Source organism: Marivita sp. S0852, from assembly GCF_046591575.1.
Taxonomy (GTDB): domain Bacteria; phylum Pseudomonadota; class Alphaproteobacteria; order Rhodobacterales; family Rhodobacteraceae; genus Marivita.
In genome coordinates this window covers 127,239-148,501 of sequence record NZ_JBIQWA010000004.1, presented here as the reverse complement: position 1 = coordinate 148,501, position 21,263 = coordinate 127,239, and the positions used below count along the sequence as shown (strand labels likewise).

The following is a 21,263-nucleotide window of genomic DNA, read 5'->3' as shown; positions in this document are numbered from 1 at the left end:
GTCCAAAGACCAGCTGAAGGCACGGCAACGCCTTCGGCGCGCGCATGATTGGCAAGGCGTTAACCGCTTTGCCGCAAAACCCTGCCCACGATGCGCATCGAGCGGACAGGGTCACTCCCACACCGCGACACAGCTGACAGATTGCTTTCATGCCGCCACGCGCGGACATCCGTGAAAGACCGGTCAACAGGCCCGGAAACGGGCACAGGGTTCGGGTCACAGACCCGGCAGCGAAAAGCAGATGTCACACCTTCGGGGCGGCGCCGCTTCTTTTCACATGATCTCAGACAGCCCGACGGGATACATCCCGGAACGGGCTGACTGGCGTTGTGCAACAAATTGCGCAAGATACGACCAAAGTTGATTAGGTGAATCTGAAATCCTCTTTTAAGGTTCCCCAGCGTCATGTGCAAAACGCGCAGGCGCGCTAAGGGAGGATTATGAATGAACAACCGCATGCGTTTCGGAATATTTCTGGCACCGTTCCACAAACCGGGCATTAACCCGACATTGGCTTTGGAACAGGATCTTGAGCTGGTTCAGTGGCTTGACCGCTGTGATTACGACGAAGTCTGGTTTGGGGAACATCACTCTGCCGGGTCCGAGATTTCCGCCAGCCCCGAGATCATGATCGCCACCGCCGCTCCGCGCACGCGTCATATCAAACTGGGCACCGGCGTGACCTCGGTCAGCTATCACAACCCGCTTTGGGTTGCCGAACGCATGGTGCAACTCGATCACCTCACCCGGGGCCGCGTGATGCTGGGCCTTGGGCCGGGATCTTTGCCCACCGATGCCGCGATGATTGGCCTGAGCCAGAAAGACACGCGTGGTTTGCTGGCCGATGGGCTTGATATCATCACTCGGCTTCTGCGCAGCGATGAGCCGGTGACTTTCGAAAACGACCGCTGGACGCTCAAGGATGCGCGCCTGCATTTGCGCCCCTATTCCAACTTTGATCTGGCGACCGCCGCTGTCGCCTCTCCGACAGGTCCGAAACTGGCGGGCAAATATGGCACTGGCCTGATCTCCATTGGGGCCACCACCGCTGCCGGGTTCGATGCGCTGGCGCTGCATTGGGACGTGATCGAGGAAGAGGCCAAGCATTACAAGCAGGCCGTGGACCGCGCGAAATGGCGCTTGGTGGGCCTGTGCCACATTGCCGAAACCGCCGAACAGGCGCGGCGAGATGTGGAATACGGGATCGAACACTGGTTCAACTATTTCCAGGAAATCGCCGCCTTCCCGCAGATGTCGATGCCGGGGCAGAACGCCAAGGAAATGATCGACTTCATCAACGATTCAGGTTTCGGTGCCATCGGCACCCCCGAGATGTGCCGCGCCCAGATTGACCGTCTGTGGAAGCAGTCCAATGGCGGCTTCGGTGCCTATCTGATGCTGGCGCATAACTGGGCCAATTTCGAGGCGACAAAGAAAAGCTATGAGTTGATCGCGCGCGAGGTCTTCCCGCATTTCCAGGGCCAGCACATGTCGACGATGAACGCGGCTGTCCGGGCACAGAAGATGCGGCCGGAACTGGCAGCGATTCATGCCAAAGCGGTCGAGACAGCGCAGGAAAACTACGCCGCCGAAAAAGAGGGCCGCAGCCACGTCTCGGAACCCGCAGAGTAAGCAGCATGATCCCGGTTCGGCCCTTCGGACCGCAAAGATTGCCGGGTCACGCCCGGCAATGACGCGAACAAAAGCACCGTCATCCTCGGGCCTGCCCCGAGGATGACCCGCCAAAAGAGATCGCTGGGCTGCGCCCGACAATGACGCCAATATGACACGCCATCATCCTCAGACCAGCCCGACAGCCTCCCGCAACGCAGAGCGGTTCACCCGATCTCGGCCAACCGCGCCAAAGCGTCTTTGAGTTTGGCCTCTTCGCCCTCCCGCGCTTCGAGATTGCCGCGGGCTTCGGTCACCACCTCGTCCGGGGCAGAGGCGACAAAGTTCGGATTGTTCAACCGTCCCTTCAGCCCGCCGATTTCCTTGGCCAGCTTCTGCAGCGATTTCTCCAATCGCTCCTTTTCGGCACTGACATCAATGATGTCGGCCAGCGGAATGCCAAAGGTCGCGCCCTCGGCCGGAACCGTGGCGCAGCCCTTGGGAAAGGCGTCGACCGCCTCAAGGCTGTCGATCCGCGCAAGGCGTTTGATCAGCACCTCGTTGCGGTCCCACGCTCCCTTGGCCATCTCGCTGAAATCCTTGACCACCAGCGGCAGGTGCATGCCCGCAGGCACATGCATTTGCTGACGGGCCGACCGGATGCCTTCGATCAGGCTGATCACCCAGTTCATCTCGGCATCCGCCGCGGCGTTGATCAGGTCGGTCCCGTAGGTGGGCCAGTCGGCGTGGACAAGCATCTTGTCGCGTTCGCCGGTGACGGACCACAGTTCTTCCGTGATGAAGGGCATAATCGGGTGCAGCAGGATCAGACATTGGTCGATGACCCAGCCCATGACCGCCTGCGTTTCCGCCCGTTCGGGGGCATCTTCGGCCAGCAGGGGCTTGGCGAATTCGACGTACCAGTCGCAAACCTTGCCCCAGACAAAACGATAAAGCGCCGCCGCCGCGTCGTCAAAGCGGTAGGCGTCAAGTGCGGCGTCCACCTCGGCCCGCACGCGGGCGGTTTCGCCGATGATCCAGGTGTTCACGGTCGCTATCGCTTTGGGAATGTCGGCGGAGGGCGTCCGGCCCTCGAACACGCCATTCATCTCGGCAAAGCGCGTGGCGTTCCACAACTTCGTGCCGAAGTTCCGGTAGCCCGCGATGCGTTGCATATCGAGCTTCAGCACACCACCAAGAGACGCCATCGCCGCATTGGTAAAGCGCATTGCGTCTGCGCCGTATTCGTCAATGATCTCAAGCGGATCGACCACGTTGCCCAGCGACTTGGACATCTTCTTGCCCTTCGCATCGCGCACAAGCCCGTGCAGGTAGACATCCTTGAACGGGATGTCATCGACCACGGCAAGCTGCATCATCATCATCCGCGCGACCCAGAAGAACAGGATGTCCTGCCCTGTGACAAGAACGCTGGTCGGGAAATAGCGCTTCAGTTCCGGTGTGTCCTCGGGCCAGCCCAGCGTGCCGATGGGCCAGAGACCGGAGGAGAACCATGTGTCGAGGACGTCAGGATCGCGCCAAACGGGGTAGACCAGTTTCGTCGGGTCCTGATCATGCGCCTCATACTCTGCAAGACTTGTTGCAAGCGCATGCGCCGCTGCTGCGCGGTCTTGGACCTCAACCACGCGGGCGTGGTTCAGGGGCGTTGGCAGACCGGACAAGACATCCGCGAACTGCGCCTGAACGTCCTCAAAGGCCGATGCGGCGTGGTGGCGTTCATTGCCTTTCATCAGGCTTTGGGCATCAAGCAGTCGCGCCATCTCGACCAGATCAAGTGCTCCGTCGCCCTCATCATCGCGGAACCCCTCGCGGGCAAGGTCAAAGCCATACCAGACCGGGATCTGATGCCCCCACCACAACTGGCGCGAGATGCACCAAGGCTCGATGTTCTCAAGCCAGTGGTAATAGGTCTTCTCACCCGACTCCGGCACGATGGTCACATCGCCCTTGCGCACCGCATCCAGCGCGGGGTCGACGATCTGTTCGGCGTCCACGAACCATTGGTCGGTGAGCATCGGTTCAATCACCACCTTGGAGCGGTCGCCGAAGGGCTGCATGATCGGCTTGGCCTCGACCAGCGGGACCAAGGCCGCAGGATCATCATCCTCGCCCAGCTTGCGCCCCAGAACCGGGTTGTCCGCGCGGGTCATGACGGCCAGTCCATCCGCCGTGATTTCTTCGACAACGCGCTTGCGCGCCTCGAACCGGTCCAGCCCGCGCAGGTGATCGGGAACCAGGTTCAGCGTATCGGTCTCGGCCTCGCCCAGTTCACGCTCCCTACGTGCCACGGCTCCGGCAACCTCGGCCACTTCGGCATAGGGCGCACCGTCGTCGCGCATGTGGCCTTTGGTGTCCATGAGACGGTAACAGGGGATGCCGCCGCGCTTGGCGACCTGGTAGTCGTTGAAGTCATGCGCGCCGGTGATCTTGACCGCGCCCGAGCCAAAATTGGGGTCGGGGTATTCGTCGGTAATGATCGGGATCAGACGGCGATGCTCTTTCGGGCCAACAGGAATTTCACAGAGTTTCCCGACAATTGGTGCATAGCGTTCATCTGACGGGTGAACCGCAACCGCGCCGTCGCCCAGCATGGTTTCGGGGCGGGTGGTCGCAATCGAGATATAGTTTCGCTCTTCTTCCAGCGTGACATTCCCGTCCTCGTCCTTTTCGACATAGGTATAGGTCGCGCCGCCCGCGAGCGGGTATTTGAAGTGCCACATATGGCCCGCCACTTCGACGTTTTCGACCTCAAGATCGGAAATGGCGGTCTCAAAATGCGGGTCCCAGTTCACCAACCGCTTGCCGCGATAGATCAGGCCCTTTTCGTACATATCGACAAAGACCTTGATCACGGCGTCATGAAAATTGCCGTCCTCACCCTCGGGCGCTCCGGGGCCGCCGGACATGGTAAACGCCTCACGAGACCAGTCGCAGGACGCGCCCAGACGTTTCAACTGGCCCACGATGTTGCCCCGGCTTTTCTTCTTTTGCTCCCACACCAGTGACATGAAGTCCTCGCGGCTCATATCGGTGCGACGGCGGTTTGTCTTTTGCAATTCGCGTTCGACAACCATCTGGGTCGCAATCCCTGCGTGGTCCGTGCCGGGCTGCCACAGTGTGTCAAAGCCCCGCATGCGATGCCAACGGACCAGAATATCCTGCAGCGTGTTGTTGAACGCGTGGCCCATGTGCAGCGATCCGGTGACGTTGGGCGGGGGGATCATCACGCAGAACGTGTCGTCGCGCGACTTGTTCGCGCCTGCCTTGAACGCTCCGCTATCTTCCCACGCTTGATAAAGCCGTGCCTCGGCTTCGCCTGCGTCGAATTTCTTTTCCATCGCCATGGGTCACATCCCGATCTTGTGCCGCAGTTGCGGCCGCATGTCTTCTGTTGCGCCTCATCTAGCGAATGGGCGGGCAAAGGAAAACCCAGAGCAGGCGGGAAAACGGGTGTGATGCGGATTAAGCAGAAAAAAACGGTGATGCCAAGGGAGGAGAGGCATCACCGTTCCAGTTCACGACACCCAGGGAGGAGGAGAGGGTGTCGATTTCGGTCGGGCCATATGACCCGGAATTTCGTGACGGTGGCATCAGGGAGGAGGAGAGATGCCACCGTCATATTCGGAACACCCAGGGAGGAGGAGAGGGTGCCCGATCATGTTGGCGGGGCGCGGTTGTCGCGCCTGTCCGCCGAATGCCTTAGTTTTCGTAAGCCGCCTGATACGCAACGCGCTTGAGCATGCTTCTGTTCAGTCCAAGATCGTCAAGTTCACGCGAGCTCAACGCGCGCAGCTCGGAAAGAGTTTCACGATAGATTTTGCGACGGGCCGCTTTGCTGCGCAGCTCCGCAAAATACGCAAAGACCTGCTCTGTCACGCCCTGCGTCGATGTCGATGTGATGTTGCTCTGATATGCCATTGCCGTCTCGGTCTCGGATGTTGTGTTCGTTTCGTTGAGACAAAGATAGGCAAATGCTGCGCTTGCACAATACCTTTAGGTTCAATGCTGCTATGCAGCAAATGCATAGGCGAAATGGTTGATTTTTGGGCATTCTTCCTAAGCATGGGCCAATATTCAGGCGCAAATCTGCCGGTCCTGTTCCGGGGTGGGCCTTGAATACAACAGTCAAGAGGAACACGCACAAGTGACGCAGCGAAACGCCGCGTTGGGCGGGTTGATCGGCACGGTCTAGCGGCTGAACGACAGCGGCAGGTTAAAGCGATAGCTGGCGGCGGTCAGGCTTTGCGGGGCGCGCGGCAACCGTGCGCGCTGAACCGCTCTGACAGCGGCCTGATCCAGCCTGCGATCCCCCGATCCTTGCAGGATCGACACCGCAGCGACCCGTCCTGCCGGACTGACGCGGACCTGCACCTTGACGGTGCCCTGGGCGCGTGTGCCAGTGGGGTAGCGTTGTGCGCGCGCGATGGCCGCCCTGATCCTTGCGCCCCATTGCGCCTTGGCCTGAGCCACCTGCGCGGCAGACGGGCCAGCGGCGGGCGGGGCCGGGCGTGCGGCGGGCTGGCTTGTCGGGCTCTGCGCGCCGCCGCCTCGCGCTCTTTGCGCTGGACGGGCCGGGCGCGCTGTCTCGGTAACGGTCTGGCGGACCAGTGCCTTTGGCCGCATCTCTGGCCGTAGCGACGCGCGGGGCGCAGCCCTTTCGTCAGCCGGAGCGGTGTCGATCTCTGGGGCGGCCTGCGGTGTCGGAACGGGTAAATCCGGTTTCGGCGGCGCAAGATCGGGGCGTTGTACTGGTGTGGGGCTTGGCAAAGCGACCGCCGCGTCGACCTGCGGCGCGGTGAACGCACCGGGCGTTGTCTGCGCAGGCGGCGCGGGCGGTGTCGGAGGCGGCGGTTCAATCTGTGGCAAATTCGCCATGGCGGACGGCATCTGCAGGCTGTCCGGACGCGGCAGCGGCGCAACAGCAGCGTCCGCTTGCGGTTTGGGCGGGGCGGATAACGGGGCCGGGGTGGACAGCGCGGGTGCGGTGCCGGTCTCGGGCGGCGCGGTCCAGGATTCGACCATCGCGGCAAGCGTCGGACTGGCGGCGCGCAGCGTCACATCCGCCGATCCCCCGTCACCACCGCCGCTGCCACCACTCAGAGGCGGCGCAAGCGTGAGCGCCGCCACATGCAATGCGCCGGACAGTGTGACAAAGATCGCGACCTCAACAACCCGCATCAGCCACCGTCCGTCACCAGCTCGACACGGCGCATCCCAAGCGCGGACACGTCTGCCAGGACACCCGCAAGGGTCGCGGCGCGAAGGCTGGCATCGGCAAAGATCCGCAGCGGTGCGTCTGCACTGGCCTCGACTGCAGCCCGCATTGCGGCCTCCCCGCGCAGATCGGCAAACGCCATGTCGCCCTGTGCATTCAGATAAAGCCCGTCCTGGCCCATGTCCTCGTCCCCGACGGCAGTTGCAAGCTGCATGTCAAAAGGTGCGGGCGGGACGATCTGAGCGGTCATCAGAAAGAAGATCAGCAACAAAAAGACCACGTTGATCATCGGAACCACTGGTTCGCGCGCCCTGCGACGCGCGCGCGTGGAAAGGGACAGGCGGTGCGTCATTCCAGCACCACCATATGTGTCAGCCCCGCTGCGCGCAGCTGGGTCATAACGTCAAGAAGCCGCTGCACCTTGGCGGCCTCTGCGGCGCGCAGCACGACAATCGCGTCATCAGACGGCATCAGCGGCGCAAGCGCGCTGACGGGGTCGGTGACCTCGATCCCGTTCAACCAGAGCGCATCCGGCAAAACCGTCAGCAAACGGGGCGGCCCGTCATAGTCAGACGCGCCCGCACCGGCCAGGGACAGGGGTAGGGCATCGGTTGTCCCGAACCGGGCCGCAAGCATGAAAAAGACCAGCAGCAAAAACACCACGTCGATCATCGGGGTCAGCCCGATACGCCGTCTGTGCGGTCTGCGTCCAAGATCAAGCATCATGCGTGGCCTGTGAATGGCTGAACACCCGCGTGGTCAGATCTTCGAAATCATGCGCCAGACGGTCATTGACGCTGTCGAACCAGCTTAGCGCCATTGATGCCGGGATTGCGACAGCCATGCCTGCGGCCGTGGTCAGCAAGGCCTGCCAGATGCCCCCGGCCAAAGCGGCCGGATCGGCCCGTGCGCCACTATCCTGCAAGGCCTGAAACGCGTCGATCATGCCCAGAACGGTGCCCAAAAGCCCAACCAGCGGTGCGATGGTGGCAATCAGATCAAGCGCCCGCAAGCCGCTTCCGGTGTCCATCAGAACGCGTCTGGCCACGCGGGACGTTTCCGCGAGGGCGGCCTCGGCGGCAAGCGATTGATGCGTCTGCATGGCCGTTCTGACAACTTGTGCCCGCACACCGGTGCGCGCGGCCAGCCCCTGCAGCGCAGTGTCGATATGGCCGCTTTGCCAAAGCGTCACCGCCGTTTCCGTGGCCTGCCTGCGCCACGCGCCCTGACGCGACAGGCTCCAGATCTTCCATAGGATCAGGCCAAGTGTGACCACGCTCAGCCCTGCAATGACCCAAAGCGCCGGTCCGCCACGGTTCAGAAAGTCAATCGTATCGGTCATTATGCTTGGGTCTCCTTGACGGCGATGGCGGCGATCAATGCGTCCAGCCCATCGCCAAGTGCCGCCGGTCCGGGTTGCAGGATCAACGGCGATTTGATCTCGATGATGCGCCCCGAACGCACCGCAGGTATGTCTGCCCAGCCGGGGCGTGCGGCAATTTTCTCGGGCCGCACTTTCTTGCCGCACCACGAGGCCACTATAATGTCTGGCTGTGCGGCAATCACCTGATCGGATGTCACAATCCTGTTCTGCGCGGCCTGTTCGGTCCGCAGATGCGCAAAGCAATCCATGCCGCCCGCAATGTCGATCAATTCCGAAACCCAGCCAATGCTGGTGATCATGGGGCTGTCCCATTCCTCGAAATAGACCCGGGGGCGGTGGGCAGGCGGGCGTGCTGTCAAATCGGCGATCCGCGATTCATAGCCCTGCGCCAACGCGTCGGCGGCGTCCGTGCAGTCGACCAGCCTGCCCAGCAGGCGGATCATGCGCAAGATTCCGGCAATGTCGCGCTGGTTAAAGGCCATCACCTCGACACCCGCGCGGATCAGGTCGGCGGCGATATCGGCCTGCAAATCCGAAAATGTCAGCACAAGATCGGGCGACAGGGCCAGGATTTTGGGAATGTCAGCAGAGGTAAACGCGCCCACGCGCGGCTTTTCGGCCCGGACCCGTTTGGGCCGGACAGCATAGCCTGTGACACCTGCGATGCGGTGCTCTTGGCCCAGCAGATACAGGGTTTCGACGGTTTCCTCGGTCAGACAGACAATGCGGGTCGGGGCGGTCATGGCAGCACCCCCAGAGGTTCAATCAACAGCCCGTGGCGCGTGTGCACGATGTTTGCGTTCAGGCGAAACACCCGCGCCAGCATATCGCTGGTCAAGACGTCCTCGGGCGGGCCGTCTCCGGCAATGCGCCCGGCGTGGATCACAATGATGCGCGAACAATACCGCGCAGCCAACGACAGATCGTGCAGCGACGTGAACACGGTGCGGCCGTCTTTGGCGAGCGATTGAAACACCTCAAGCGTGGCGATTTGCGCGGCAGGATCAAGACCGGCAATCGGTTCGTCGGCAATCAGAAGCGGCGTTTCCTGCGCCAATGTGCGGGCAATCAGTACGCGTGCCTGCTCTCCACCGGACAGATGTGTGGCAATGCGCGAGCGAAAGCTGTCCAGCCCCATCCGCGTGAGTGCGGCGTTGACGCTGGCCTGATCGGTGGCCGACAGCGACGCGCCACGGGCCAGATAGGGCAGACGGCCCAGCGCAACCACCCGTTCCACGGTCATGGGCCAGGCAATCTCGCGCTTTTGCGGCAGCCAGGCGGCCTGTGCTGCGCGGTCTTTCGGGCGCAACTGTGCCAGGCTGCTTGTGCCTTCAAAGGGCAACAGCCCAAGCGCGCCGCGCAGCAAAGATGTTTTGCCCGCGCCGTTTGGACCTATCAGTCCCACACATTCCCCGGCCCGAAGGCGAAGCGAGGCCGCGTCAACAACCGGGCATTCGCCCCGGCGCACGGTCAACGCATCCAAAGCCAGAAGGGTCATGCGATTTCCCTTCGGGTTTTGTAAATCAGATGCAGAAACAGCGGCGCGCCGATCAGGGCCATCACAACCCCCAGTTTCAGGTCGCGTTCCGGCAGGATCAGCCGCACCGCAAGATCGGCGGCAAGCACCATCGCGGCCCCGCCAAGGGTAGAGGCCCAAAGCAATGTCGAGGGGCGACCCTGCGCCACCCGGCGCAGGATATGCGGCACGACCAGCCCGACAAACCCGACGGCACCGGCCACTGCTGTTGCAGCCCCCACTGCGGCCGCGGTGCCGAACAACAACCGAAGCCGCAGCGATGTCAGCGACACGCCAAGCGCTTCGGCCGCGTCTTCGCCCAATGTCAGCGCATCAAGGCCCCGCCCCAGCGTCGCCAGCGCCAGCCAGCCCAGTGCCATGATCGGCAGCGCCAGCCAGACATGGCTCATGGCGCGATCGGCCACACTGCCCATCATCCAGAACACGATCTCGGAGGCGGCATAGGGGTTGGGCGACAGGTTCAGCGCAAGCGATGTGAGTGCGGCCGCAAAGGCCGATACGGCGATGCCTGCCAGGATCAGCGTCAAGGACGACCCGCGCGGACCGGCCAGCAGCAGGATCATCCCCACAGCCACCGCCGCAAAGGTCAGCGCGGTCAAGGGCAGCGCCAGGGCAAAGGTCACCGCAAGACCGGTCTGAAGCGCGATCACCGCGCCAAGTGCCGCCGATCCGGAGACGCCGATCAGACCGGGTTCGGCCAGGGGATTGCGCAGAAAGCCTTGCATCGCCGCACCGGCCAGCCCCAGAGACGCGCCCACCATGGCGGCCAGAAGCGTGCGGGGCAGGCGGATGTCCTGCATGACCGTCACGATCAGCGGATCGCCGCTCCCGAAAAGCGCGGCAAGGCCCGTCCCCGCGGGGATGGCGGCATAGCCCACAAAAAGCGATATCAAGGACATCGCCGCAACAAGAGCCAGTAGCGCAACAAAGAGCTTCACTCTTCGACCTCCCGCGCGTGTTACATGTTCGGGGCCAAAGCCCCGAACGGCGACCGCCACCACACCGGAGAACCGTTACACCCTGCGCACCCCGCGCGGATGTAGGGTGATCGGCCACGGCAGGTCTCCTGACTTGCGGGTCATGGCGTGGATCGGGCCTTCCCGGGCGGTCCCAGTGGCATTGTCCGATCACGCTGTCCGCTTACAGTTGCGGGGGCAGTCGCGGGGTTGCACCGCGTTCCCTTTTCACCGGGTTTTGCCCGGACCGTGACAGCTCTGGCGTACTCTGCGGAACCGACCATTGCAAGCACCGGGGCCGCCCGGGGTGTGACGGGAGCGGCATGGGAAACGATGGGACAGATATGGGACGCGCTGGGCCAGGCGGGGGTGATTCCGCGAATCGACGCCGAATTTCCAGGTTTTTTGCGTGATCCGTTATGCTTTTTTCGTAAAATAGCTGCGATAAGACATAATGTTCCACTTTTGTTTTATATGCTTTCGGGAAATTATGGGTCTCGATGGTCAGAAAATGCCGGCACAATATCTTGTGGTTAATGATGAATTGCTCGGATCATTTGCTATTTTTAGCCCCTGATTGCCTACCAGATGCTGTGTTTGGGGTATGTGTAAAACAAAGGTTTGTGTTTTTTCCCATAAAAAACTGTTGCGACCCATGCTTTCCCATGGCATCCCTAATGCACAAGATGAGAGCAGGAACAGCAAACGAGGCGACAAAGACCTCAACGCGGTATCCAAACAATAAAAAAAGCAGGTTTCATACAGGCCCCCGCTTTCATCTAACACAGAGATCCGGCGCGCGGGCGAGCAGACATCCCCCCAGGTGGCGCGCGCAGTCGGACTTTCCCGGAGACGGGACACGGGCGGCGGGTTGATCAGTGGCAGCAGATCAACCCGCCGTTTCCGTTTCCGGACCCAAGGCGTGAAAGGACCAGTAGGGCAGTGACCCGCAAGCTAAGGTTCAGAGGCGAAAGTCATCACAAGGTTGATGGCAAGGGTCGGGTGTCTATCCCGGCCTCGTTTCGCCGTGTGCTGGAGGCGGGCGATCCGAACTACACCGAAGGTCTGAACCCCGAATTGGTCATTGTCTACGGCGACAAGCGGCGCAAATATCTTGAATGTTATACGGTCGAAGCCATCGAAGAGGTGGACGACAAGATCGAGGCGCTTCCCCGCGGATCGGTCGAGCGCCGGATGCTGCAACGCTTGTTCAACACCCAATCCCATGCAACCAGCGTGGATGACACCGGGCGTCTGGTTTTGCCGGCCAAGCTGCGCGAAAAGATCGGCCTGTCCTCTGAGGCGCTGTTCACCGGTGCCGGTGACACCTTCCAGATCTGGGAGCCCGAGACCTACGAATCCGAAGAGCTGGCGGCGACCGAAGAGTGGCTGGACGATCTGCCCGACAATGTTGACCCGCTGATCTTCCTTGATGGGCCATCAGGAGGCTAAAACATGTCTGCTGCCGCTGCCTCGCCGCCACATGATCCACATATTCCGGTTTTGCTTGCCCCGCTTTTGCGGGCGGTCGCGCCGGTTTCGGGGGTCTGGATCGACGGAACCTTTGGCGCGGGCGGGTATGCACGTGGTTTGATCGAGGCAGGTGCCGACACCGTGATCGGCATCGACCGTGATCCGCTGGCGCATGAGATGGCAGCTGCCTGGCTGCCCGAGTATGACGGGCGCATCCAACTGCATCAGGCGAATTTTGCCGAGATGGACCAGATTGCCTCAAACGTGGACGGTGTGGTGTTGGATCTGGGCGTGTCGTCGATGCAGCTTGATCAGGCCGAGCGCGGATTTTCGTTTATGCGGGACGGGCCGCTTGACATGCGAATGGGCCAGGATGGGCCGTCGGCGGCGGATATCGTGAACGAGGCTGACGAAGTCGATATTGCTGACATCCTTTATACCTACGGCGAAGAGCGCGCGTCACGGCGGATCGCCAAAGCAATTGTTGCCGCGCGCAAGATCAGCCCGATCACCCGCACGCTGGCGCTGGCCGGGATCATCGAAACCTGCCTGCCGCGCCCCAAGCCCAACCAATCGCACCCGGCCACCCGCAGCTTTCAGGCGTTGCGCATTGCTGTGAATGACGAATATGGCGCGCTGATGCAGGGTCTGATGGCGGCGGAACGGGCGCTGAAACCGGGGGGATTGCTGGCGGTGGTCAGCTTTCATTCGGTCGAGGACCGGATGGTCAAACGCTTTATTCAGGCGCGCGCCGGGCAAACCGGGCGGGCCAACCGCTATGCCCCCGAGATCGAAACAGACACACCGGCATTCGAAATGGTGACCCGCAAGGCGGTCGGCCCGGATGCGGGTGAAGTGGATGTGAACCCGCGCGCGCGGTCGGCAAAGCTTCGGGTGGCCCGACGCACGGATGCCCCCGCCGGTGCGATTGATGCAGGCCAGATTGCGCTGCCCCAGTTGAAGGATAAACGCTGATGCGGTCGTTAATGTATGTTCTGACGTTCTTGACAGTGATTGCCGCCGCTTTTTGGGCCTATCACGAAAACTACAAAACCCAGGCCGCGTTGGCCGAGGCGCAAAACACCCGCGCCGAAATCCGCGATGCGCGGGCGCGTCTGGCGGTTCTCAAGGCGGAATGGGCGTATCTGAACCGCCCCGACAGGCTGCGCGATCTGGCGGAAATCAATTTTGAAAGGCTGGGCCTGATGCCTCTGCAACCCGATCAATTCGGTCGCGTGGATCAGGTGGCCTATCCCACACCGCCAGAACTGCCCATCACCGAGTCGGTTGAAATTTCCAGCGCCGGAGCCAATCCATGATCCGCACACCGCTGCGCCCGCTGGCGCGTATCCTGGACGCGCGCAAGAAAGGCGAAAACCCCGACGCCATCGAAAAGGAAAACCTGCGCATCCGTCACGAACAGATGCGCGATATGTCCCGGTCGCGGGCAGAGGGCCGATTGCTGGTCATGGCGGTGATGTTTTTCTGTGCGTTTGGCGTCATCGGGGCGCGCATGGGCACGCTGGCGGCGTCGGAACCGGCCGAACCCCGCGCCCAGGCAACAGGGGCGTCTATCATTGCCAGCCGTGCCGATATCGTGGATCGCAAGGGCCGGATCATGGCGACGAACATGGAGACGTTCTCGCTTTATGCGCATCCGCAACAGATGATTGATCCGCTGCGCACCGCGCAGGAATTGGTGAAGATCTTTCCCGAACTCAACGAAGAGCGGTTGATCAAGGATTTTACCGGCAAGCGCAAATTCATGTGGGTGCGCAAGAAGTTAAGCCCGGAGCAGAAACAGCAGGTGCATGATATCGGCGAGCCGGGGCTTTTGTTTGGCCCGCGCGAAATGCGGCTTTATCCCAATGGCGCGCTGGCGGCCCATATTCTGGGCGGCGCAAGTTTTGGTCGCGAAGGCGTACATTCCGCCGAGGTGATCGGCACCGCCGGTATCGAGAAGTTCTTCGACGCAGAGCTGCGCGACCCGGCCCGCGAAGGCGCGCCACTGGAGCTGTCGCTGGACCTGACGATTCAGGCTGCCGCCGAGCGGGTGCTTTTGGGTGGGATGAAGCTGTTGAATGCCAAAGGGGCCGCCAGCGTTCTGATGGACGCCTATACCGGTGAGGTGATCTCGATCGCGTCCCTGCCGGATTTTGATCCCAATGACCGGCCACGCCCCCTGACCGACGGTGATGCCTCTGACAGCCCGTTGTTCAACCGCGCGGTGCAGGGCGTCTACGAGCTTGGATCGACCTTCAAGGTCTTTACGTCGGCGCAGGCGCTGGAGCTTGGTCTGGTCAATCCCAACACCATCATCGACACGTCGCCGCCGATGCGGGTGAACGGGCACCGGATCGGTGAATTCAACAACAAGAATTACGGCCCGCTTTCGGTGTCCGACATCATTGTCAAAAGCTCCAACCGCGGCACGGGCAAGCTTGCCTTGCAGATCGGTGCCAAACGGCAAAAAGAGTTTCTTGAAAGTCTGGGCTTGTTCAAGCCGACCCCGCTTGAAATTGTCGAGGCCACCGGCGGCCAGCCGCTTTTGCCGCAGCGCTGGGCGGATATCTCGACCGTGACCATTTCTTACGGGCATGGCATCAGCACCACACCCCTGCATCTTGCGGCAGGCTATGCGGCGATTGCCAATGGCGGTCATTACGTGGCCCCGACGCTTTTGAAACAAGCCGGACCAAAGCTGGGGCGGCGGGTGATGTCCGAACGCACCGCCGCGCAATCGCTTGACATGCTGCGCAAGGTTGTCACCGAAGGCACCGCCAGCTTTGGGGACGTGCCGGGCTATTCCGTGGGCGGCAAAACCGGCACGGCGGACAAGCCGCGCCGTCGCGGGGGCGGGTATTATACGGACAAGGTGATCAACACCTTCGCCTCTGTATTTCCGGCCCATGATCCGAAATACGTCCTGATTGTCACGCTGGATGAACCTGTTGAAACGAGCGGCAAAAAGCCCCGCCGCACCGCTGGATGGACCGCTGTTCCGGTTGCGGCTGAAATGATCCGCCGCGTTGCGCCGCTTCTGGGCTTGCGTCCGCAGGTCGAAACAAGGCATCTCAGCAGCATCATCAACACCTCGAACTGACGGGACACCACCCGTCACGAGAGCCACTGAACAAGGGGTGCGTTATGGGGGCAGGTGCCAAAAGTCTGGCTGATCTGGGATTGACCGCACGCGGCGGCGCAGACGCGATTGTCACTGGTCTGGCTGTTGACAGCCGCGATGTGAAAGAGGGTTATCTGTTTGCCGCCCTTCCGGGCACGCGCATGCATGGCGCAGAGTTCATCCAATACGCGCTTCGCATGGGGGCGTCGGCGATCCTGACCGATCTGGATGGCGTCGACATCGCCGAACAGGACTTGGCAGGGTCGACCGCAGCCGTGGTTGTCGCCGCAGACCCCAGACAGACGCTGGCTTTTACCGCAGCGCTTTGGTTTGAACGGCAACCCGAAACCGTTGTGGCGGTCACCGGGACCAATGGCAAAACCAGCGTGGCCAGCTTTGTGCGCCGGATTTGGCAATTGCTGGGCGATCCGGCCATCAACCTGGGCACCACCGGGGTCGAGGGCGACTGGCAAGCGCCGCTTGCGCACACAACCCCGGAGCCCATCACGCTGCACCGCGCCTTGGCCGGGGCCGAAGCCGCAGGGATACAGCACGCCGCGATGGAGGCGTCCTCGCACGGGCTGGCCCAGCGGCGTCTTGATGGGGTCAACCTGCGCGCTGCGGGCTTTACCAACTTTACCCAGGACCATCTGGATTATCATGACAGCTTTGAGGCGTATTTCGATGCCAAGGCCGGTCTTTTTGCCCGCGTCCTGCCCGAAGACGGCATCGCGGTGATCAATATCGACGATGCGCGCGGCGTTGACATGCTGGCGATTGCCCGCGCGCGCGGTCAAGAGGTGATGACCGTGGGCCGAGACACCGGGGCCGATATGGTGTTGCTGGGCCAACGCTTTGACGCCACCGGGCAGGATGTCCGGATCAAATTCGGCGGCGAGACCTTTCAGACCCGGCTTAATCTGATGGGCGGTTTTCAGGCCGAAAACGTCATGGTGGCCGCAGGGCTTGTGATTGCCAGCGGCGCGGCCCCGGATCGGGTTTTCGCGGTGTTGCCCGAACTGGAAACCGTGCGGGGACGCATGCAACTGGCCGCAACACGCACCAACGGGGCGGCGATCTATGTGGATTATTCCCACACGCCCGACGCCATCGCCACCGCCTGTCAGGCGCTGCGCCCGCATGTGATGGGCCGTTTGGTGGCCATCATCGGTGCAGGCGGGGATCGTGATCCCGGCAAGCGCCCGTTGATGGGGGCCGCCGCTGCCGAACATGCCGACAGTGTCTTTGTGACCGATGACAACCCGCGCAGCGAAGATCCCGCAGCGATCCGTCAGGCGGTTCTTGAAGGCGCGCCCGAGGCTGTGGAGGTGGGTGATCGCGCCGAAGCCATTTTGCGTGGCGTCGATGCTGTCGGGCCGGGTGATGCGCTGTTGATCTGTGGCAAGGGCCACGAAACCGGGCAGACCATCGGCGACACGGTCTATCCGTTCGACGACGCCGAACAGGCCAGCGTTGCAGTGGCCGCTTTGGATGGGAAACTGGCATGACCCTTTGGACAAGCGCAGAGGCGGCCGCCGCCACCGGGGGCCGGGCCACAACAGACTGGGTCGCCGAAGGGGTATCTATCGACACAAGAACGCTGCGCGCCGGTGATTTGTTTGTTGCGCTCACGGCGGCGCGCGATGGTCATGACTTTGTGGCGCAGGCGCTGGAAAACGGGGCCGCCGCCGCATTGGTCAGCCGGGTTCCTGATGGCATCAGCGCCGATGCACCGCTGTTGATCGTGCCCGATGTGCAAACCGGCCTGGAGGCGTTGGGCCGTGCGGCGCGGGCGCGCACCAGCGCCAAAGTCATCGGGATCACCGGCTCGGTCGGCAAAACCTCGACCAAGGAAATGATGCGCACCGTGCTTGCGGCGCATGGGGCAGTGCATGCGGCAGAGGCCAGCTACAACAATCACTGGGGGGTGCCGCTGACCCTGGCGCGAATGCCCAGGGAAACCGAGTTCGCGGTGATTGAAATCGGTATGAACCAGCCCGGTGAAATCGCACCGCTCAGCAAAATGGCCCGGCCCCATGTGGCCCTTGTGACCATCGTGGCCCCGGCACATCTGGAGGCGTTCGAGAGCATCGACGGCATTGCCCATGAAAAGGCGTCGATCTTTGACGGGCTGGAAACAGGTGGCACGGCGATCTGGAATGGCGATGTGCCGACATGCGGGATCTTGCAGGCAAACGCCGAAAAACGCGCGGCCATGCATCTGTCTTTCGGACTGTCGGACAGCTGTGACATGCGGGTCGTTTCGATCCGCGACGAAAACGGGGTCAGTGTCGCGCAGGCCCGGTATGCCGGGGCGGAGATGCTTTACAAGATTGACGCGCCGGGACGTCACTTTGCGCTGAACGGGGCCGCTGTGCTGGCCACCTGCGAGGTTCTGGGATTGGATCGTGCGCTATCGCTTGCCGCCATCGGGCGTTGGCATCCCGGTGCGGGGCGCGGCGCGCATGTAACGGTGATGCTGGACGGTGCAGACCCCGCCGCGACGCTTGCGCTGTTTGACGATGCCTATAACGCGAATCCCGCTTCGATGGCGGCATCCCTGACCGTGCTGGCGGACGCCCCGGTTCAGAACGACATCGGGCGCGTCAGTCGGGGCCGGCGGATTGCGGTATTGGGCGATATGAAAGAACTTGGCCCGACAGGCCCGGAACTGCACGCAGCGCTTGCGGATCTCGCGGCGACATCGCGGCTGGATAAAGTGCATTGCGTGGGCCCCTTGATGCGCAGTTTGCATGCGGCCCTGCCGAAAGAGCGACGCGGTCTCTGGACCGAAACCGCGCAGGACATGGCCGCACAGCTGCCCCGGCATCTGGATGCCGGGGATGTTGTGATGGTCAAGGGATCTTTGTCCATGGGGTTGGCCCGTGTGGTTGACGCCATTCAGAATATGGGCGAAGGCGGCCCGCACGCGCCCGTGGAAGGATCCTGAGAATATGTTGTTTTGGTTGACCGCCCTGTCGGATGGTGGCGATGTCTTTAACCTGTTTCGCTATATTACCTTTCGCGCAGGTGGGGCTTTTCTCACCGCATTGTTGTTCGGGTTCCTGTTTGGCAAGCCCTTGATCAACGTGCTGCGCAAACGTCAGGGCAAGGGCCAACCGATCCGCGAAGATGGGCCCGAAGGCCATGTCTCAAAGGCGGGCACCCCGACGATGGGGGGCTTGCTGATTGTGGGCGCGTTGCTGACCTCAACCCTGCTATGGGCGCGACTGGACAATCCCTTTGTCTGGATGGTGCTGTTTGTCACCATCAGTTTCGCGCTGATCGGATTTGCGGATGATTACGCAAAGGTTAAAAAACAAAACACCGCTGGTGTGTCCGGCAAGGTGCGGCTTTTGCTGGGGTTTGTGATTGCTGCAATTGCCGGATACTGGGCCGCGCAATACCATCCCGAGGCGCTGACCAACAAACTGGCCTTTCCGGTGTTCAAGGACACGCTGTTGAACCTTGGCTATCTGTTTGTGCCCTTTGCCGTGATCGTCATCGTTGGCGCGGCCAATGCGGTGAACCTGACGGATGGGCTTGATGGTCTGGCGATTATGCCGGTGATGATCGCGGCAGGCACGCTGGGGGTGATTGCCTATGCGGTGGGCCGGGTTGATTTTACCGACTATCTGGATGTGCATTATGTGCCCGGCACCGGCGAAATCCTGATCTTTACCGCTGGCATCTTTGGCGGTGGCCTTGGCTTTTTGTGGTACAACGCCCCGCCCGCAGCGGTGTTTATGGGCGACACCGGGTCTTTGGCGCTGGGGGGCGCTTTGGGGGCCATCGCCGTGGCCACCAAACACGAGATCGTGCTGGCGATTGTGGGCGGGCTTTTTGTGCTTGAGGCGTTGTCGGTGATCATTCAGGTGTTGTATTTCAAGCGCACGGGCAAACGCGTGTTCCTGATGGCCCCGATCCATCACCATTACGAAAAGAAGGGCTGGGCCGAGCCGCAGATCGTGATCCGGTTCTGGATCATTTCGCTCATTCTGGCGCTGATCGGTCTGGCCACGCTCAAGGTGCGCTGACGCACGCTGTTTGCCTGGCGGTTTGCTTGTGGCATTGGCGGATTTGCATATTTGCAAAAAGAAGAAATGCTGGACTGTCTGCGGTCTGACGTGTCAGGTTAAGTTGACACATTGGTCTGTTTGGAGAGTCGCGCATGGATGGCGAGCGCATCGGTTTGGTCATACCCAAGGTCGGAGGCGCGCCGCGTGCCGGGCTGTGTACCGATTGCGGCGTTTCGCGGATCGGTGACGGACGCGCCTGCGGCAAAGCCTGTCAGTTCATCCAGCCCGATTACGACAGTCTGGAACAGACCGTTCACGGACGCATCGCAGGGGCCGCCGACGAGGTGTTTTTCGGTGTGACCCAAGCGATGTACCGCGCCCGTTTGCAGCCTGCGGCCGAAGGCGCGCAGTGGACCGGGTTGACCACTGGGCTTGCCGCCGAGCTGTTGCGCGCAGGGGCGGTGGACGGGGTGCTTGCGACGGCACCTGATCCCAACGACCGGTGGAAGCCGATGCCGGTGATCGTGACCGATCCGGCGGATATGGCGCAGTGCCGGGGCATGCGGATGGGGTATGGCCCGCTTCTGGCGCTGCTGGAGCCGGCGCGGGACATGGGTTTGCGGCGGATTGCCGTGATCGGAGTGCCCTGTCAGGTCTATGCCCTGCGCGCGCTGGAGGCAGAGCTGGGTTTTGACGAGATCACGGTCATTGGCACACCCTGTTCGGACAACACGACCACCGAGAATTTTCATCGCTTTCTGGGCTTGCTGGAGGACCGGCCCGAGACTGTGTCCTATCTGGAATTCCGCGCCGATTACCGGGTCGAGCTGCGCTATGACGATGGCCGCAAACCCCGGTTTGTGCCGTTTTTGAAGCTGCCCTTGTCGGATTTGCCGGCGGATTTTTTCCCGATGACCTGCAAGACATGTGTGGATTACACCAACCGGCTGGCGGATATCACGGTGGGGTATATGGGCGGCGACGGGGATCAGTGGCTGATCGTGCGCAATGCGCGGGGGGCTGCGGTTCTGGATCGCCTGGCAGACCGCGTCGTGACCACGCCGCTGACCGACCGGGGCAAGCGCACGGCGGCAGTCAAGGGGTTTTTGGCCAATACCGAACGCGCGGCGGGTGGGCTGCCTTTGCGCAGGATGCCGAATTGGGTGCGCCCGATTGTGGCCTGGCTTCAACCGCGCACTGGGCCGAGGGGGCTGGAATTTGCCCGCGCGCGGGTTGAAATGAAGGCAATCGAGACAATTCTGCACCTCAGACGCGCCCATCCGGCAAAGATCAAGAACATGGTGCCGCGTCATGTCTGGGCTATTGCCGAAAGATATGGTTTGACACAAACCACCACCGAGACACGCGACGAGGGATAGGCTTTGATTGCGTGATTTGAAACCGCGCGTTAGGGAGGTGCGCAGCCTGAGGACGACGATCCATGACCCGCATTGCCCATATTGAACTGGATGACGGCAACCTGCCGCCGCCGACCCCCGAGATCGAACAGGAACGCCGTGTCGCGATGTTTGATCTTATGGAGCACAACACCTTTGAACTGCCTGACCGCGACGGGCGACCGGTGCCGCCTGGTCCCTATGTTGTGGGTCTTTCGATCCGGGACAAACGGCTGGTGTTTGATGTCACAACGGAAAAACACGAAAAGGCGGCGGAATTCCATTTGTCGCTGACGCCATTTCGACAGGTGGTCAAAGATTACTTTCAGATCTGCAAATCTTATTTCGATGCGGTCAAAACCCTGCCGCCCAGCCAGATCGAGACAATCGACATGGCGCGGCGCGGCATTCACAACGAAGGGGCGCGCATTTTGCAGGACCGTCTGGACGGCAAGGTTGCGGTTGACGATGACACCGCGCGCCGCCTGTTCACGTTGATCTGCGTGCTGCATTTCGGAGCCTAAGC

The 21,263-nt window shown here is 61.8% G+C and carries 19 protein-coding genes and 1 riboswitch; of the genes, 10 read left to right on the top strand and 9 right to left on the bottom strand.

Annotated elements, in window-relative coordinates; translation table 11 throughout:
• The first annotated feature begins 444 nt into the window (after positions 1-444).
• A complete protein-coding gene (locus ACG74X_RS09785) occupies positions 445-1,632 on the top strand; it encodes an LLM class flavin-dependent oxidoreductase (RefSeq protein ID WP_411234431.1) in 1,188 nt (395 codons plus the stop codon).
• A 206-nt stretch (positions 1,633-1,838) separates the two neighbouring features.
• On the opposite strand, the gene ACG74X_RS09780 is transcribed toward ACG74X_RS09785, so the two are convergent.
• The 9 genes from ACG74X_RS09780 to ACG74X_RS09740 form a co-directional block, all read right to left on the bottom strand.
• Positions 1,839-4,976: a valine--tRNA ligase gene (locus ACG74X_RS09780; RefSeq protein WP_411234429.1), complete on the bottom strand. Its 3,138-nt coding sequence runs from the start codon at positions 4,974-4,976 to the stop codon at positions 1,839-1,841.
• A 355-nt stretch (positions 4,977-5,331) separates the two neighbouring features.
• Positions 5,332-5,550: a DUF1127 domain-containing protein gene (locus tag ACG74X_RS09775; protein ID WP_411234428.1), complete on the bottom strand. Its 219-nt coding sequence runs from the start codon at positions 5,548-5,550 to the stop codon at positions 5,332-5,334.
• 270 nt (positions 5,551-5,820) lie between these two features.
• The gene (locus ACG74X_RS09770) at positions 5,821-6,810 is read right to left on the bottom strand and encodes a TonB family protein (RefSeq protein WP_411234426.1); all 990 of its coding nucleotides are present in this window, start codon (positions 6,808-6,810) and stop codon (positions 5,821-5,823) included.
• The gene (locus ACG74X_RS09765) at positions 6,810-7,199 is read right to left on the bottom strand and encodes an ExbD/TolR family protein (protein WP_411234425.1); all 390 of its coding nucleotides are present in this window, start codon (positions 7,197-7,199) and stop codon (positions 6,810-6,812) included. Before ACG74X_RS09765 ends, ACG74X_RS09770 begins: the two co-directional genes overlap by 1 nt.
• On the bottom strand, positions 7,196-7,573 hold the full coding sequence (locus ACG74X_RS09760) for an ExbD/TolR family protein (RefSeq protein WP_411234423.1): 378 nt from the start codon (positions 7,571-7,573) through the stop codon (positions 7,196-7,198). The genes ACG74X_RS09765 and ACG74X_RS09760 overlap by 4 nt, the downstream gene beginning before the upstream one ends.
• A complete protein-coding gene (locus tag ACG74X_RS09755; RefSeq protein ID WP_411234422.1) occupies positions 7,563-8,189 on the bottom strand; it encodes a MotA/TolQ/ExbB proton channel family protein in 627 nt (208 codons plus the stop codon). Before ACG74X_RS09755 ends, ACG74X_RS09760 begins: the two co-directional genes overlap by 11 nt.
• The gene (locus ACG74X_RS09750) at positions 8,189-8,974 is read right to left on the bottom strand and encodes a cobalamin-binding protein (RefSeq protein ID WP_411234421.1); all 786 of its coding nucleotides are present in this window, start codon (positions 8,972-8,974) and stop codon (positions 8,189-8,191) included. Before ACG74X_RS09750 ends, ACG74X_RS09755 begins: the two co-directional genes overlap by 1 nt.
• On the bottom strand, positions 8,971-9,729 hold the full coding sequence (locus ACG74X_RS09745) for an ABC transporter ATP-binding protein (protein ID WP_411234420.1): 759 nt from the start codon (positions 9,727-9,729) through the stop codon (positions 8,971-8,973). The genes ACG74X_RS09750 and ACG74X_RS09745 overlap by 4 nt, the downstream gene beginning before the upstream one ends.
• Positions 9,726-10,667, bottom strand: coding sequence for a FecCD family ABC transporter permease (locus ACG74X_RS09740; RefSeq protein ID WP_411234991.1), 942 nt, complete (start codon positions 10,665-10,667; stop codon positions 9,726-9,728). The genes ACG74X_RS09745 and ACG74X_RS09740 overlap by 4 nt, the downstream gene beginning before the upstream one ends.
• A gap of 139 nt (positions 10,668-10,806) precedes the next feature.
• Positions 10,807-10,991: riboswitch (cobalamin riboswitch) on the bottom strand.
• A gap of 675 nt (positions 10,992-11,666) precedes the next feature.
• Between ACG74X_RS09740 and mraZ the strand changes: the two genes are divergently transcribed.
• The 9 genes from mraZ (at position 11,667) to ACG74X_RS09695 (ending at position 21,261) form a co-directional block, all read left to right on the top strand.
• Entirely contained in the window at positions 11,667-12,176 is a 510-nt protein-coding gene (gene mraZ / locus ACG74X_RS09735; RefSeq protein ID WP_411234419.1) for a division/cell wall cluster transcriptional repressor MraZ, read from the top strand.
• A gap of 3 nt (positions 12,177-12,179) precedes the next feature.
• On the top strand, positions 12,180-13,172 hold the full coding sequence (gene rsmH, locus ACG74X_RS09730) for a 16S rRNA (cytosine(1402)-N(4))-methyltransferase RsmH (RefSeq protein ID WP_411234418.1): 993 nt from the start codon (positions 12,180-12,182) through the stop codon (positions 13,170-13,172).
• Positions 13,172-13,516: a cell division protein FtsL gene (locus ACG74X_RS09725; RefSeq protein WP_411234417.1), complete on the top strand. Its 345-nt coding sequence runs from the start codon at positions 13,172-13,174 to the stop codon at positions 13,514-13,516. The genes rsmH and ACG74X_RS09725 overlap by 1 nt, the downstream gene beginning before the upstream one ends.
• Positions 13,513-15,300 (top strand): peptidoglycan D,D-transpeptidase FtsI family protein, encoded by a 1,788-nt coding sequence (locus ACG74X_RS09720; RefSeq protein WP_411234416.1) that lies wholly within the window; start codon positions 13,513-13,515, stop codon positions 15,298-15,300. The genes ACG74X_RS09725 and ACG74X_RS09720 overlap by 4 nt, the downstream gene beginning before the upstream one ends.
• 44 nt (positions 15,301-15,344) lie before the next feature.
• Positions 15,345-16,829: a UDP-N-acetylmuramoyl-L-alanyl-D-glutamate--2,6-diaminopimelate ligase gene (locus ACG74X_RS09715; RefSeq protein WP_411234414.1), complete on the top strand. Its 1,485-nt coding sequence runs from the start codon at positions 15,345-15,347 to the stop codon at positions 16,827-16,829.
• Complete coding sequence (locus ACG74X_RS09710) at positions 16,826-18,271, top strand: UDP-N-acetylmuramoyl-tripeptide--D-alanyl-D-alanine ligase (RefSeq protein WP_411234413.1); 1,446 nt, start codon at positions 16,826-16,828, stop codon at positions 18,269-18,271. Before ACG74X_RS09715 ends, ACG74X_RS09710 begins: the two co-directional genes overlap by 4 nt.
• A 4-nt stretch (positions 18,272-18,275) precedes the next feature.
• Positions 18,276-19,358, top strand: a complete 1,083-nt coding sequence (gene mraY, locus ACG74X_RS09705) for a phospho-N-acetylmuramoyl-pentapeptide-transferase (RefSeq protein ID WP_411234412.1) — start codon at positions 18,276-18,278, stop codon at positions 19,356-19,358.
• Positions 19,359-19,492: 134 nt separating this feature from the next.
• Positions 19,493-20,719 carry a Coenzyme F420 hydrogenase/dehydrogenase, beta subunit C-terminal domain gene (locus tag ACG74X_RS09700; RefSeq protein WP_411234410.1) on the top strand — a complete coding sequence of 409 codons (1,227 nt, stop codon included), beginning with the start codon at positions 19,493-19,495 and terminating at the stop codon, positions 20,717-20,719.
• Between the two features lie 62 nt (positions 20,720-20,781).
• Positions 20,782-21,261 carry a UPF0262 family protein gene (locus ACG74X_RS09695; RefSeq protein ID WP_411234409.1) on the top strand — a complete coding sequence of 160 codons (480 nt, stop codon included), beginning with the start codon at positions 20,782-20,784 and terminating at the stop codon, positions 21,259-21,261.
• The last annotated feature ends 2 nt before the right edge of the window (positions 21,262-21,263 follow it).